Source organism: Nonomuraea indica (assembly GCF_002850745.1).
Lineage (GTDB): Bacteria > Actinomycetota > Actinomycetes > Streptosporangiales > Streptosporangiaceae > Nonomuraea > Nonomuraea indica.
Genome location: NZ_KZ559471.1, coordinates 100963 through 114620, shown reverse-complemented (window position 1 = coordinate 114620; position 13658 = coordinate 100963). Strand labels below are relative to the sequence as shown.

General features: G+C 71.9%; 14 protein-coding genes. 7 read left to right on the top strand and 7 right to left on the bottom strand.

Going from position 1 to position 13658, the window contains the following annotated elements; all coding sequences use genetic code 11:
- Window positions 1-7: 7 nt before the first annotated feature.
- From CXR44_RS17335 to CXR44_RS17305, 7 genes are read right to left on the bottom strand one after another with little or no spacing between them, the layout of a single operon-like run.
- A complete protein-coding gene (locus tag CXR44_RS17335) occupies window positions 8-958 on the bottom strand; it encodes a carbohydrate ABC transporter permease (RefSeq protein ID WP_101787105.1) in 951 nt (316 codons plus the stop codon).
- Between the two features lie 2 nt (window positions 959-960).
- Window positions 961-2238: an ABC transporter substrate-binding protein gene (locus CXR44_RS17330; RefSeq protein WP_101787104.1), complete on the bottom strand. Its 1278-nt coding sequence runs from the start codon at window positions 2236-2238 to the stop codon at window positions 961-963.
- A gap of 42 nt (window positions 2239-2280) precedes the next feature.
- Complete coding sequence (locus CXR44_RS17325; RefSeq protein WP_101787103.1) at window positions 2281-3033, bottom strand: SDR family NAD(P)-dependent oxidoreductase; 753 nt, start codon at window positions 3031-3033, stop codon at window positions 2281-2283.
- Entirely contained in the window at window positions 3030-4328 is a 1299-nt protein-coding gene (locus tag CXR44_RS17320; RefSeq protein ID WP_101787102.1) for an ATP-NAD kinase family protein, read from the bottom strand. The genes CXR44_RS17325 and CXR44_RS17320 overlap by 4 nt, the downstream gene beginning before the upstream one ends.
- Window positions 4325-5866, bottom strand: a complete 1542-nt coding sequence (gene gcvPB, locus CXR44_RS17315) for an aminomethyl-transferring glycine dehydrogenase subunit GcvPB (RefSeq protein ID WP_101787101.1) — start codon at window positions 5864-5866, stop codon at window positions 4325-4327. The genes CXR44_RS17320 and gcvPB overlap by 4 nt, the downstream gene beginning before the upstream one ends.
- A complete protein-coding gene (gene gcvPA, locus CXR44_RS17310; protein ID WP_101787100.1) occupies window positions 5863-7188 on the bottom strand; it encodes an aminomethyl-transferring glycine dehydrogenase subunit GcvPA in 1326 nt (441 codons plus the stop codon). The genes gcvPB and gcvPA overlap by 4 nt, the downstream gene beginning before the upstream one ends.
- The gene (locus tag CXR44_RS17305) at window positions 7185-9149 is read right to left on the bottom strand and encodes a beta-galactosidase (protein ID WP_219601852.1); all 1965 of its coding nucleotides are present in this window, start codon (window positions 9147-9149) and stop codon (window positions 7185-7187) included. The genes gcvPA and CXR44_RS17305 overlap by 4 nt, the downstream gene beginning before the upstream one ends.
- A gap of 101 nt (window positions 9150-9250) precedes the next feature.
- Here CXR44_RS17305 and CXR44_RS17300 point away from each other — a divergent pair, with 101 nt between their 5' ends.
- The 7 genes from CXR44_RS17300 (at window position 9251) to CXR44_RS17275 (ending at window position 13638) form a co-directional block, all read left to right on the top strand.
- On the top strand, window positions 9251-9895 hold the full coding sequence (locus CXR44_RS17300; protein WP_101787098.1) for a GntR family transcriptional regulator: 645 nt from the start codon (window positions 9251-9253) through the stop codon (window positions 9893-9895).
- A gap of 805 nt (window positions 9896-10700) precedes the next feature.
- A complete protein-coding gene (locus tag CXR44_RS17295; protein WP_144069990.1) occupies window positions 10701-11378 on the top strand; it encodes a hypothetical protein in 678 nt (225 codons plus the stop codon).
- A 4-nt stretch (window positions 11379-11382) separates the two neighbouring features.
- On the top strand, window positions 11383-11889 hold the full coding sequence (locus CXR44_RS17290; protein ID WP_101787096.1) for a hypothetical protein: 507 nt from the start codon (window positions 11383-11385) through the stop codon (window positions 11887-11889).
- Window positions 11886-12386, top strand: a complete 501-nt coding sequence (locus tag CXR44_RS17285; protein ID WP_101787095.1) for a hypothetical protein — start codon at window positions 11886-11888, stop codon at window positions 12384-12386. The genes CXR44_RS17290 and CXR44_RS17285 overlap by 4 nt, the downstream gene beginning before the upstream one ends.
- Before the next feature lie 7 nt (window positions 12387-12393).
- Entirely contained in the window at window positions 12394-12552 is a 159-nt protein-coding gene (locus tag CXR44_RS39480) for a hypothetical protein (protein WP_180903501.1), read from the top strand.
- A 72-nt stretch (window positions 12553-12624) separates the two neighbouring features.
- On the top strand, window positions 12625-13107 hold the full coding sequence (locus tag CXR44_RS17280) for a hypothetical protein (RefSeq protein WP_101787094.1): 483 nt from the start codon (window positions 12625-12627) through the stop codon (window positions 13105-13107).
- Window positions 13108-13638, top strand: coding sequence for a MauE/DoxX family redox-associated membrane protein (locus CXR44_RS17275; protein WP_144069989.1), 531 nt, complete (start codon window positions 13108-13110; stop codon window positions 13636-13638).
- Window positions 13639-13658 lie beyond the last annotated feature (20 nt).

Sequence of the window (13658 nt, the reverse complement as noted above, 5' to 3'; positions counted from 1 at the left end):
GCTCCCCTCACGAGTCGTAGTGGACGAGGCGCTTCTGCGCGGCGAACTGGACGAGTGTCACGAGCAGCGTCAGGACGAGCAGGATCAGCGCGGCGGCGCTGCTCATGCCGAACTGGAAGTCCTGGAACCCCAGCTCGTAGACCTGGTAGACGATCGTGCGCGCCCCCTCGTTGTGCTTCGGGTTGACCAGCACGTAGATCTGGTCGAACGCCTGGAACGAGCTGATCACCGCGACGACCGTGGAGAAGAAGATCGTGGGCGAGAGCATGGGCAGCGTGACCGAGCGGAAGATCCGCAGCCCGCTCGCGCCGTCCACCCGGGCGGCCTCCACGATCTGCGGCGGGATCGTCTGCAGCCCCGCCAGGAAGATCACCACGTTCAGCCCGAGCGACGACCAGATCGTCACGACCGCGATGGCCACGATCACCCAGTCCGGATCGCCGAGCCAGTCGGGCGCGTCGACGCCGAACCAGCGCGCCAGGGAGGTGTTCAGCACGCCGTACTCGTCGCCGGCCAGGATGACCTGCCACATCAGCGCGACCGCGACCGAGCTGGTGACCACGGGCATGAAGTACAGCACCCGGTAGAAGCCGCTCCCCCGGACGCTGTTGAGCGCGATCGCGATGAGCAGCGCCAGGGCCAGCCCGAACGGCACGGTCAACAGGGCGAGCTTGACCGTGTTCCACACCGCCAGCCCGAAGTCGGGATCGGCGAGCTGGGCCGCGAAGTTGTCCAGCCCGGCCCACTCCTTCGCCCCGAGCCCGTCCCAGCGCATGAACGCCAGCACGACGGCGAACCCGAGCGGGAAGACCAGGAACACGGCCAGCGCCGCGAGCTGGGGCGTGAGGAAGAACGCGGCCCACCAGCCGTCGTGGGTGCGCACCCCCGCGGCCGGGCGGGCGAGGCCCGGCCGCGGGTCCGGCCGACGGCTCGGCCGGAGACGGGTGAGGACGGCCACGGCTAACCCAGCTTGCTCTCGACGAGCCGGGCCAGCTCGGTCATGCCCTGGTCGAAGTCCACCTTGCCGGTCCACACCGTCAGCAGGTGCTCGTTGATCGCCGCGGTCAGGCCGGGCACCGCGACCTCCTCGGGATAGTTCGCGAAGCCGGTGTCGCGCACGTCGAGGAAGGTCTGGGCGTGGGCGGGGTAGCCGTCCTCCAGGACGACCTGCTCGGCGCCCTTGACGGACGGCACGGCGCCGCCGCCCTTGAGCCGGAGCAGCTGCCCGTCCTTGCCGACGAACTCGGTGAGGAAGGTGAACGCCTCCTTCGGCAGCTTCGTCTCCTTGTTGATCGACAGGTAGGAGGCGGCGACGGCGCCGGGCATCGGCTCGCCGGTCTGCGACGGGAACGGGACGATGTCGTAGTCGTCGAGCTCGCCGCCCTTCCGCAGGGAGTCGATCACCCATCGCCCGCCGGCGTAGAAGCCGACCTTGTGCTTGAGGAACTGGGTGCTGGGCCCGTTGCTGTCGGGCAGGACGTCGGCGCTGAGGAAGGTCTTGTCCTGGTAGCCCTTGGCGAGGGTGCGCAGCGCCTCCAGCGACTTGGGGTCGGTGGTGGCGACGAACTTCCCGCCGTCCCACACCTTCCCGCCGAAGCCGTTGATCATCGAGTACGTGGAGCCGTACCAGTTCCAGAAGATCGAGCCGGCCTTGCCCGCCGCCCTGAGCTTGGCGTTCATGTCCAGATATTTCGCCATCGTCCACTGTTTGGCCTCGTGGAGGGCGGCCGGGTCCTCGGTGATCCCGGCCTCCTTCAGGGCCTTCTTGTCGAACCAGAGGACCTCGGGGTTGGTGTCGTTGGGGACGCCGTAGATCTGGCCGTCCCGCTTGGCACCGCCGTACACGCCGTCGAAGAAGTCCTCCGGCCGGCTCTTCGAGTCGGGACCCGCCAGCTTGTCGTTGAGCGGGGTGAGCACGCCGGCGGAGACGAACTTGCCGATGTTGTCGTCGCCCACGAAGAACACGTCGGGCGCGGTCTTGCTGGTGAGCTGGGCGAGCAGCTTGGGGTGGTAGTCCTCGTACTTCGCGACGGACTCCAGCTTGAGCCGGATGCCGGGGTACCGCCGGTGGAAGTCCTCGGTGAACTTCTCGTACAGCTTCACGTCCTCGGCCGAGCCCCAGGTGGACCAGCGGACGGTGACCGGGCCACCGCTCGTTCCGGGAACGTTCCCGCCGCCGCCGCTGCAGGCGGTGGTGGCGAGGGTGAGGACGCCGAGGATGGCGAGGGCACGCTTCATGGTGGTTCCTTTGGTTCTTGCGGGGGGTGGTGCAGAAGCGGGTCAGGCGAGCCCGCCGCCGTCGACGACGAGGGCGGAGCCGGTGACGTAGCTGGCGGCGTCACTCGCCAGGAACAGGACGGCCTGGGCGATCTCGTCCGGGGTCCCGGCCCGGCCCATCGGCCGGTCGGCGGCGTCGCTGGCGAAGGCGGCCCAGTCCTCGCCGAGCTGGCGGGCCTCGTCGCGGAGCATGGGCGTGTCGGTGTCGCCGGGGTTGACGGAGTTGACCCGGATGCCGGCGCGGGCGTGGTCGATGGCCAGGGCCCGGGTCATGTTGACGACGGCGGCCTTGGAGGCGCAGTAGGAGATCGCGTTCCCGCCGCCCTTGAGGCCCCAGCCGGAGCCGGTGTTGACGATGGAGCCGCCCTCGGTCATGGCGGGGACGGCGTACTTGCACATGAGGAAGACCGACCGGACGTTGACCGCCATCACCCGGTCCCACTCCTCGACGTCGAGGTCGAGCGCCGTGGTTCGGCGGATGATGCCCGCGTTGTTGAACAGCACGTGCAGCCCGCCGAACGTGTCCACCGCGGTCGCGACGATCCGTCGGCAGTCCTCCGGCCGCGACACGTCCGCCCGCACCGCCACGACGCTCCCCTCCGGGACGGCCTGCGCGGCCACCGCCTCGGCGGCCTCGCCGTCGATGTCGGCCACCACCACGCGGGCGCCCTCCCGGGCGAACAGCAGGGCGGTGGCCCGGCCGATGCCCGAGGCGCCACCCGTGACGATCGCGACCTTGCCTGCGAGCGTGTTCATCCGTCGTACTCCTCACTTGCCGCGCGGACGCGGTAGATCGTGCTCTCGCGGTGTCCGGTGATGACCTGGACGTGCCCGCCGAGCTTGCTGTCGAGTTCCTCGTCACCGGTGTCGGCGAGCAGCGGCCGGCCGCCCAGGGCGGCGAGCTTGTGCGGGGTGGCCAGCACGAGCATCCCGGTCACGGCGTCCAGCACGCGCGGGGACACCTGCTGGTTGCCGCGCCCGAGCACGAACCCCTGCCCGCCGATGACCGAGAGTACGACCACCGCCTCCGTGCCCCTGACCAGGTCGAACAGTTCGGCCTCGGAGACGTCGGCGGCCACCAGCCGGTGGGGGTCGCCGAGCTCGGCCACGTCCACGCCGAGCAGCGTGGTGGCGAGCCCGAGCGCGCGGCCGACGGCCTGCGTGGTGGCGCCGGGCCCGAGGACGTAGCGGACGCCGGGCCGCATCCGCGCCACGACCTCCCGCGCGATCCCGTCGACCGTGCCGGGCGCCGTGCCGGACGAGCCGGCCTTGCGCCCGGAGAGGGCGACCGGGGCGGCCGGGACGCGCAGGCTCCCGTACAGCCGGGGGCTCACCAGCCCGCGCCGGTAGGCCTCCTCGTCGAGATCGACCACCTCGGCCTCCACCGTCCGTCTACCGCCGGCCTGCCCGCGCCCGTGGAGGAAGTCGGCGGCGAGGAACCCTGCGGCGGCGGGGGCGACGGCGAAGCACCCGGAGTAGACCTTCACTCCCGCCGGGATGCCGAGCACGGCGGGCGCCCGGTCGCCGAGGTCGCGGACCGCGTCGAGGACGTCCCGGGCCGTCCCGTCACCTCCGGCGAACAGCAGCAGGTCCACCCCGGCGAGCGCGGCCACGGCCCGGCGCGTGTCCCGCGCCGTCGTCCCGCCCACCGGACCGGCCGTCGGGTCGGCCGTCGGGTCGGCCATCGGACCGGCCGTCGGGTCTGCGGTCGGACCGGCCGTCGGACCGGCTGTCGGGTCTGCGGTCGGGTCGGCCGCGGGGTCGAGCCGTACCAGGTCGCAGGCGGCGCCGGCGGCGCGCACGCTGTCCTCGCCCATGGGGCCCGGCACCGTGAGCAGCCGGGTACCCGGACGGCGGGCGAGCAGGGTGCGGACGGCCCGCGCCGCCCGCTCCCCCGCCCGCGGCGTCGCGCCCCGCGCCAGAGCCTCGCGCTGCGTGCCGGCTCCGTCGCTGCCCTTGAGCCCCGCCGCGCCGCCCAGCCCGGCGACCGGGTTCACGACCAGCCCGACCAGTCCCGGTCCGGAGAGCGGCGCCACCGCCGGCCCGGTCATGGGCGGTGCTTGCGGACGTAGGCGCGCCAGGTGGGCGCCCACGCCTTGGGGTCGTCGAGCGGGGTGGGGTCGATCTTGTGGATGGTCTGGTTGTACGGCGCCCCCTTGACCAGCTCCGGGTCCCGGCGGGCCTCCTCGGCCACGTGGGCCAGGATGGCGGCGTACTCGTCCAGGTCCTCCTTGGTGTACGACTCCGTGGGCTCCAGCGTGAAGGGTTCGGGCACCACGTACGGGTGGTGGCTGGTCCAGTAGTGCACGCCGAAGTCGGCCGCCCGGACGCCGATCTCCTCGGAGTGCACCCCGGTCTCCTCCGACAGCTCCTGCCAGGAGTAGCGCACCTGCTCGATGCGCCGCCTGCCCCAGGGCGCGGACGCGCCGCGGATCTGCAGGACCTTGTGCATGAGGTAGTTGTTGTTCAGCGCGGCCGTCTCGGCCACCTGGCGCAGGCCGTCGCCGCCCAGGGCCATGATCCAGGCGTACGCCCGGACGATGTTGGGAGTGACGCCCAGGAACGGCCTGATCTTGCCGATCGAGCGCGGCGGCGTCTCCAGCCGGTACGCGTCGCCGTCGCGGGTGACGACGGGGCCGGGCAGGAACGGGGCCAGCTCGGCCGAGACGCCGCACGCGCCGGCCGCGGGGCCGCCGCAGGCGTGCGGGGTGGAGAACGTCTTGTGCAGGTTGAAGTGACACAGGTCGAACCCGGCGTCGCGGGCGCGGGTGATGCCGAGGATGCCGTTGGCGTTGGCCTGGTCGTAGCAGGCCAGACCGCCCGCCTCGTGCACCAGGTCGACGAACTCCTGGATGCGCGGGTTGAAGATGCCGGTGTCCTCCGGATTGGTGATCATGAGGGCGGCGGTGCGGGGGCCGACGGCGGCGCGGAGCGCCTCGATGTCGGGCAGGCCGTCGGCGTCCGGCATGAGGGTGATGACCTCGTAGCCGGCGGTCTTGGCGCACGCCGCGTTCGACGGGTGGGAGAACATCGTGGTGATGACCTGGTCCCTGGCGCCGCCGCCGGTGGCCGCGTGGTAGGCGCGGATCATGGCGATGTTGGCGTAGATGGCCGCGGAGCCGGAGCCCGGCTGGAGGGAGACGCGGGACAGGCCGGAGATCTCGGCCAGCATCCGCTCGAGCCGCCAGTAGATCTCCAGGACGCCCTGCACGGTGTCCTCGTGCTGGAGGGGGTGCACCTCGGCGACGGCGGCGGCGAACCGGTCGTTGACCTTGGGGCTGTACTTCATCGTGCAGGTGCCCTGCCCGACGTCGACGTTGAGGTCGGCGCCGAGGTTCTCCTGCGACAGGCGCAGGTAGTGGCGCAGCACGAGCTGCTGCGACAGCTCGGGCAGCCGGGGCGGCTCGGCGCGCCGTACGGACTCCGGCAGCTCCACGCGCGCGGCGCCCGGCTCGGGGACGGCGAGGCCGCGGCGGCCCGGCCTGGACAGCTCGAAGATGATCGGCTCGTCCCAGCGGGCCTGGTGGAAGCGGCGCAGCGGCGGCTTCGGCGTGACGGGGAGCTCGGCGAAGGACTCCGCGGTGTTCACAGCACCTCCTGGACGGCTGCGGCGAGACGGTCGATGTCGGCGATGGAGTGGCGTTCGGTCACGCAGACGAGCACCGTGCGCGCGTCCAGCGGGACTCCGCCGTAGATGCCGCGCTCGCGCAGCGCGTCGAGCAGCGCCGAGCTGGAGGGCACCTCGATCGCGAACTCGCGGAAGTGGATCGCGTCTGGGTGCAGCACGGTGACGGACCGGGCCAGGGCGTCCATGGCGTAGCGGGTGCGGGCGAGGATGGTCTCGCCCAGCTCGCGCAGGCCGTGCGGGCCCAGGAGCGCGAGGTAGACGCCGGCCGTGATGCCCCACAGGGCGGCCGCGGTGCCCACCCATTCCTTGCCCTCCTCGCGGTGGGCGAAGGAGGTGCGGTCGTAGAAGACGTCGCCGAAGCCGTACTCGCCGGGGACCTTGGTGGGCGCGATGCCGAACAGCCGGGACGGGAACTCGGCGACCAGCGGCTCGTGGTCGTGGGTGGCGATGTAGCCGGCGTGGCCGCCGCCGTGGCTCTGGTGCATGCCGAGCGACTGGATGTCGCCGCAGGCGATGTCGGCGCCGTAGGCGGCGGGCGGGGCGAGCACGCCCAGCGAGATCGGGTCGGCGCCGACGACGAGCAGCGCCCCGTGGGCGTGGGCGAGGTCGGCCAGCTCCCGCCCGCGGGTCTCCACGACGCCGTAGACGTTCGGGGTCTCCAGGTAGATCGCGGCGAAGGCGGCGTCGAAGGCAGGGACGGTGATCTCGCCGCCGTCCCCCACCGGGGCGAGGACGATCTCGATGTCCGGGGCGAGGAAGTCGCGCAGCTTGCTCAGCTTGTCGGCGCTGACGGCCGCGCTGACCAGCACCTTGGACCGTCCGGTGTGGCGGCAGGCCATCCGCAGCGCCGTGCCCGCCGCCTGGAAGCCGTCGTAGGTCGGGACGTTGACCACGTCCATCTCGAGCAGCTCGCCCATCATGCTGACGTACTCGAACAGCGCCTGGAAGCGGCCGTGGTCCTCGTACGGTTCGCCGGCGTACGCGGTCAGGAACTCGCTGCGGGAGTTGACCTCGTCGCAGACGGCCGGCACGTGGTGCGGGTAGCAGCCGTGGCCGAGGAAGCTCAGCGCCTGCTCGGTGTCGGTCACCCGGTCCAGCAGGCCCTTCATGTGGCGGGCCAGGTCGTGCTCGGCCGTGAGCGCCGGCGGCAAGTCCAGCGGGCGGTCGAGCCGCAGCCCGGCGGGGATGTCGGCGTAGAACTCCTCGACGTCGCGCGCGCCGATGGCGGCGAGCATCTCGGCCCGCACGCCCGGTTCGGCGTTCGGGATGTAGGGGTGGGTCACGTGTCTCCTTCGATCCTGAGCACGACGGCGTCGCGCGGGGCGAGCCCCACGGAGCCGCGCAGGTCGGTGTCGGTGAGCAGGTCCCGGCCTGCGAACGGCAGGGTGATCCGCTGCGGGTCGATGGTGTGGTTGAGGAGGAAGAGGTGCCGGCCCCGCCTGACGGCCTCGACCCCGGGGGGTACGCGCAGCGCGGGGACGTCGCCCAGCACCCGGTCGAGCACGGGCGTGACGTCGTCGAGGAGGCAGCTCACGTAGGTGGCGCGGCCCCTGCGGGTGACGGCGGGCAGCCCGTCGAGGTCGCCGCCCGCGTAGCGGGCCAGCACCGTCACGTCGTCGTCCGGGCGCAGCCACTCGGCCCACGTCCGGGCCAGGCCGGTGCCGCCGTCCGCGTGCCGTACCCGCTGCGTGGCGCCGTCGGGCAGCGGCCAGAACTCGTCCACGGCGACGCCCAGCAGGTCGCGCAGCGGGCCGGGGGCGCCGCCGGGGTGGACCTGGTCCGAGGCGTCCACCACGCCGCTGAACGGGCCGACGACCAGCTCGCCGGTGACGGCGGCCAGGGCCTTGGCCTGCTCGGCCGTGCACAGGTAGAGGTTCGGGACGATGACCACGCGGTAGGCCGACAGGTCGCGGTCCGGCGGCGCCAGGTCCACGGCGATGCCGCGGGCGTGCAGCGGCGCGTACCAGGAGAGCAGCAGGTCCTTCAGCCGGAGCCGGTCGGACGGCATGGACTCCGGCGCCTCCAGGCCCCACCAGCTCTCCCAGCCGAAGACGAGTGCCACCTCGGCCCGCGTGGCGGCGCCCGCGACCTCCGCCAGGCGCCGCAGGTCGGCGCCGAGCCGCAACGTGTCCTGCCAGCCGCGGGTGTGGACGCCGCCGTGCGGGAGCAGTGCGGAGTGGAACTTCTCCGGCCCGTACCTGGCCTGGCGCCACTGGAAGAACATCACTCCGTCGGCGCCGTGGGCGACCGCCTGGAGGCTGTGCAGGCGCATCATGCCGGGCGGCTTGGGGACGTTGACCTCGCGCCACGACACCGCCGACGGCGCCGACTCCAGCAGCAGCCAGGGCCGTTGCCTGAGCGAGCGCATCAGGTCGTAGCTGAGCGCGACGGCGACGTGCGAGCCGGGGTCGGCCGGGTCGGGGTAGGCGTCGTCGCTCACCAGGTCCTCCTCCGCCGCCCACGCCCAGTAGTCGAGGCCGTGCAGCAGGCTCATGAAGTTGGTGGTGACGGGGACGCCGGGGGTGATCGCGCGCAGCGCGTCCCGCTCGGCGGTGAACAGCTCCAGCAGGGCGTCGCTGCAGAAGCGCCGCCAGTCGAGGAGCTGGCCCGGGTTGACCGGCCCCGGCGCCCTGCGCGGCGGCTCCACCTGCTCGAAGCCGGTGTAGTGCTGGCCCCAGCAGGAGGTGCCCCAGGCGGCGTTGAGCGCGCCGACGCTGCCGTAGCGGGCTCGCAGCCAGGCGCGGAAGTGCCGGGCGGACTCGGGGCAGAAGCACTCCAGCGTGTGGTCGGCGTACTCGTTGCCGACGTGCCACATCGCCAGCGCCGGGTGCCCGCCGTAGCGGGTCGCCATGGCGGTCGCCAGCCGTACGGCGTGCTCGCGGAAGACCGGCGAGCTGGGGCAGTAGCCCTGGCGGGAGCCGAACTCCAGCCGCACGCCCGCGGCGTCCACCGGCATGACCTCGGGGTGGTCGCGGACCAGCCACGGCGGCGGGGTTGCGGTCGCGGTGGCCAGGTCGGCGGCCACCCCGTGCTCGTGCAGCAGGTCGAGGACGCGGTCGAGCCAGGAGAAGTCGTACGCGCCGGGAGCGGGCTCCAGCCGGGACCAGGCGAACACGGCGACGGTGGCCATGGTGACCCCGGCCTCGGCCATGAGCCGGACGTCCTCGGCCCAGACCTCCTCCGGCCACTGCTCGGGGTTGTAGTCGCCGCCGAACAGCAGCCCCGGCACTCGGGTCAGGCTCACACGCACTCCCTTCGCTGTGTTTTGTATTCAGAATTCATAGTGCAGTATTTTGAATCACGTCAAGAGCTACACTTGGGCCTGGCCGAAACCGAAGGAGCGTCATGCCGATCGACCGGCGACCGCTACGCGAGCAGATCCGGGAAGAGCTGCTGAGCAGGCTGGATCGGGGTGAGTTCGCCGCCGGAACCGACATCAACGAGGTCGCGCTGGCGGCCGAGCTGGGCGTCAGCCGCACCCCGCTGCGCGAGGCGCTGATCACCCTGGCGGGCGAGGGAGTGCTCCAGAGCAACCAGGGCCGGGGGTTCCGGTTCGCCCCGGTGAGCCGGAAGGAGTTCCGGGAGCTGTGCGAGATCGTCGCCGGCCTGGAGTCGCTGGCGCTCGGCTGCTCCGATCCCGACTACCTGCGCGAGATCGCGCCCGAGCTGCTCCGGCTGGCCCGCGACTTCCCCGACCGGATCGCCGAGCAGGAGGTGATAGAGCGCCACGACGACGAATGGCACGACCTGCTGCTGAGCGGCTGCCGCAACGAGCGGCTGCTCGACCTCATCACCAGCGTCAAGGCGGGGCTGCGCCGCTACGCCCACCTGCTCGCGGGCGACGAGACGCCGCTCGAACGGGAGGCCGCCGAGCACTGCCGGGTGGCCGAGCTGCTCATGAGCGGCGACCTGGCCGGCGCCGGTCAGGCGCTGCACGACAACTGGGTCAACGGCATGGAGCGACTGATGTCCCGCATCCCCCAGTCCTGACGGCCCGGTCGCCGGGCGGCAGGTGGGTGAGCTCGCCGAGACGCCCGGCGGACGACCGCGCCATCTCCTTCGGCGCCGGTCGTCGAGGCCGACGCCGGCGCGGGCGCGAAGCGCCGGGACATGTCCTGGAATGGACCGAGAAGAGAATCGCATGGCTTCTCGATGTGCGCGGTCCGGCATGATGTCCGTCCGCGTGCGAGAACGAGTCCGGGAAGACACCGGCGGCCCCGGAGAATGCCCGCGGAACCGACCGGCGCGACATTCCATCGACGTTCTTCACGATTCTCCGTGAGGCTCTTCCCCGCTTCCTCCTCACCACCGGAAGCGCCGGATGTCAAGGCAGTCGTCAAGGACGTCATCCCGCGCCCTGCCCGACATCACCGAGATCAGCGGCACCGAGCCGCGACGCCTTCCCGAATCCCCGGCCCGCCCGGGTGGGTCGTCATGAAGCCCTCCGGACTTTCCGCGGCCGCCCCCCGGAATCGGACGACCCGTGGACGAGATCCACGGCGGCTTTCGCGCATGCGCAGAAACAGGCCAAGCAGCCCCTTGGGAAATGCCCGTCCGGAACGGTCGATACCTGAACGCCGGCGGGAGTCTCGCCCCTCGTCGCACCGCCCTGTCTGCCCCGGTCAACGGCCAGAACAAAGATCTTGACCCCCTTCAAGATCGCGTGAGATAGTCCCATCGATCTTGATCGTGCCTCGCGACAGGGCTCGGCACGTACGCACCTCCTTTGCAGCGCAAACAGCACGTGGACCCTGGTTCGGCGTGCCCTTCTCCCCCCCTCGCGGAAGGCGACGACATGCAAGTGCGTGCACCCAACGGACAGACTCTCACCGTCGACGGGAACCCCCAGCCCTTCATCGGCGGCTGGGCCTACCTCATCTGGGCCCACGGCCCCACCGGCGGCATCCGCTTCCAGGTCACCCCGGCGGGCTCGGCCGAGCTCGTCTCCAAGCAGCTGGGCGACTGGTCCCGCTTCACCGTACGTGAGGCCCAGTGGAACGGCGGCCGGCTGATGTCTCTGGAGGACCCGGAGAGCGGCACCAACATGGTGTGGGTGGGACCGCATCACGAGGTCGCCACCTTCATCAACGGCACGGCCGTCCCGTTCGAGACCTTCATGGACATCCTTGCCAAGTTCGACGTGCAGGACACGCCGGAAGGGCTGACCATGCTGCCCCGGGCGGGGTCGGGCCTGACCCTCGGCAACCTGCTGGCGGTCAACACCATCGACCAGGTCTGCAACGTCCAGGTCAAGCCGGTCGCCGACAGCTCGGAGGCGATCCCGCGCTCCTCGGGCAAGCGGGTGCGCGGCGGCGCGATGTGGCGCGTCGACGAGCGGGACGAGTCCGGCGCCGTGAAGACCCGCTCCGTCTTCGTGGTCAACGAGACCGCCGCCACGACCGTCGTCGCCGCCAACCCCGACGACAGCCGGTTCATCAACGTCGTGGAGTCCCTCTCGTGCAGTCTGAGCTAGACCGATGAGGGCCTTCCTGGATTCGCTGGCGGTTCTGTCCTTCCTCGGGACGGTCCTGCTGCTCTTCGCCTTCTCCGCACTGCTGGGCATGGTCCGCCAGCTGCAGAGCAAGCTGGTCCAGGCGCAGGCGGCCGTACCGGCGGCGCCCGCCGTCAGGTCGGTGGCCAGATTCGCCTCCGACGACGGCCTGCCCACCTTCGTCCTGGTGGTGTCCGAGCACTGCCCCAACTGCCGGGAGCGCAGCCGGCGCCTCGCCGACACGGCCGGCCCCGACCGGCCCTGGCACGCCGTGGTGCTCGGCTCCGCCGACCGTTGCGCCGAGTGGGTGGCGGGCAGCCAGGTCGTGCCCGTCATCGACGCTGCCCTGGTCGGCACGGTCGCCGTCGGCGCGACCCCGTCACTGGTCAAGTACTCCCCCGACGGGACGGAGGAATGGCGCAGGGTCGTCGGCTCCGACGAGGACCTCGACGCCTTCCTCGCCGTCAGTCCCGCAGAGAGGTCAAACGCATGACAGTCGATGTCGACCGCTACTGGGCCGACGTGCCCTCCGTCGAGGACGACGAGCCGGTCAGCGGCAGGCGCCCCCGCCTGACGGGGCCGGCCCCCTCCCGCAGAACCGTCTTCAAGACCATGGGCGTGCTGGGCGGCGCCCTGGCCCTGAACGTGCTGTCCGCCCTGCCCGGCAAGAACAACAGCGCCCACGCGGTCGTGGGCACCGAGTACACCGACTGCGCCGGCTACAGCAGCACCGCCGGCTACAGCGACAACACCAAGGTCTGCGTCGGAGCCCCGTACTCCCGCAGCTACTGCGGCGGCGACGGCTGGTTCCTGCGCTCCTCCGGCACCTGCTACAACAGCTACGCGATCAAGGCGTGCGGCGCGGGCAGCCTGACCGACCGCAACGCCTGGCGCTGGACGCACAACGGCACCCGGTACCGCTGCGCCGACGGAAACGTCGCCACCTGCGGCGGGACCACCTTCTACATCTGCTCCTGGGCCAACCCCTGATCATCGGATGACCGACACCTTCGCCGCCACCCGGGTCGCGCTCGGCATCACGCTGTGCGCGGCCCTGGTGGCGGCCGCGCACCTGGTCTGGACCCCGTCGTTCACCCCGCTCGCCTGGACGTTGCTGGGGGTGACCGCCGGGTTCTCGCTGTCCGGCTCCGTTTGAAGCCTCAACTCAGCGGACCTGCTGACCTCGTCGGTCTGGCGAGGCAAGTTACCGGTATTCACCCTCGGACTCATGCTCGGCGCGCTGCTGGCCGGGCTCATCATGGGAGCGCTCGGCGGGCTGGCCTCGATCGTCCCGGAGGCGGTGCGGCTGTGGACGCTCGCCCCGATCGTCGCCGTCATCCTGCTCTTCGAGCTGGCCGGACGGCCGCTGTCGCTGCCGCAGAACCGCCGGCTCGTGCCGCAGGACGTCATCCCGCGCGCGGGCTTCGCCGGGCCGCTGCAGTTCGGCTTCGAGATGGGCACGGGTGTGCGCACCTTCACCCCGACGGCGTTGCCTCAGCTGCTCGTCCTGGTCATCGTGCTGACCGGAGGGCTGGGCCCGGGCCTGCTGGCCGGGCTGGGCTTCGGCGTGGGCAGGACGCTCATGCCGCTCTCCCGCGCGCTCAGCGGCGAACCGCGCCGGTGGGACACGAAGCTGCTGGCCTCGACGGCATGGGTGGGGCGCTTGTGCGCCACCGGGTTCCTGCTGTCACTCGCGCTCCTTTGGACGTAGATGACCGTTTCTGACACGTTGCCCGCCGGCTTCGCCCTGGCGGGCGCCGTGCTGCTGGTGGTCGCGGCGGTGCGCCGCCGCGACCTGCCCTCGGTGATCAGGACTCACGACCTGCTGCCCGCCTTCCTGGTACGGCTCGCGCCGCTGTTCGGCCCCGCCGAGGGGCTGGCCGGCGCCGCTGTGCTGGCGGGCTGGCTGACGGGAGAGGTCCGCCTGCTGCGGTTCGCCGCCGCCGCCGTGGCGCTCTGGTACCTGGCACTGGCGGCCTACCTGGCCGTCCTGCTGCGGCGCAGAGGCGGAGTGCCGTGCGGATGCCTCGACGAGACCAGCCCGGTCTCGCCGGCGAAGGTCGGCCGTGCCGTGCTCCTGGCCCTGGCGACGGCACCGCTCGTGGCGGGATGGCCGCCCGTACCGGGTGGGGCGGGCGCCCGGATGCTCGCCTGCGGACTGGCCGCCTTCGTGGCCGGGATCGTGATCACCGCCGGCAATCTCGCCGATCTACGGGGAACCTCCGCGGCCCACGGGCAGTAGTCACGATGACGCCACCCGGA

Coding starts and splice junctions, on each gene's coding strand:
- CXR44_RS17325 (WP_101787103.1), bottom strand. CDS start 3,033: ATGAACACGCTCGCAGGCAAGGTCGCGATCGTCACGGGTGGCGCCTCG.
- CXR44_RS17320 (WP_101787102.1), bottom strand. CDS start 4,328: ATGACCGGGCCGGCGGTGGCGCCGCTCTCCGGACCGGGACTGGTCGGG.
- CXR44_RS17280 (WP_101787094.1), top strand. CDS start 12,625: ATGCTCGGCGCGCTGCTGGCCGGGCTCATCATGGGAGCGCTCGGCGGG.
- CXR44_RS17285 (WP_101787095.1), top strand. CDS start 11,886: ATGACAGTCGATGTCGACCGCTACTGGGCCGACGTGCCCTCCGTCGAG.
- CXR44_RS17290 (WP_101787096.1), top strand. CDS start 11,383: ATGAGGGCCTTCCTGGATTCGCTGGCGGTTCTGTCCTTCCTCGGGACG.
- CXR44_RS17330 (WP_101787104.1), bottom strand. CDS start 2,238: ATGAAGCGTGCCCTCGCCATCCTCGGCGTCCTCACCCTCGCCACCACC.
- CXR44_RS17300 (WP_101787098.1), top strand. CDS start 9,251: ATGCCGATCGACCGGCGACCGCTACGCGAGCAGATCCGGGAAGAGCTG.
- CXR44_RS17275 (WP_144069989.1), top strand. CDS start 13,108: ATGACCGTTTCTGACACGTTGCCCGCCGGCTTCGCCCTGGCGGGCGCC.
- CXR44_RS39480 (WP_180903501.1), top strand. CDS start 12,394: ATGACCGACACCTTCGCCGCCACCCGGGTCGCGCTCGGCATCACGCTG.
- CXR44_RS17295 (WP_144069990.1), top strand. CDS start 10,701: ATGCAAGTGCGTGCACCCAACGGACAGACTCTCACCGTCGACGGGAAC.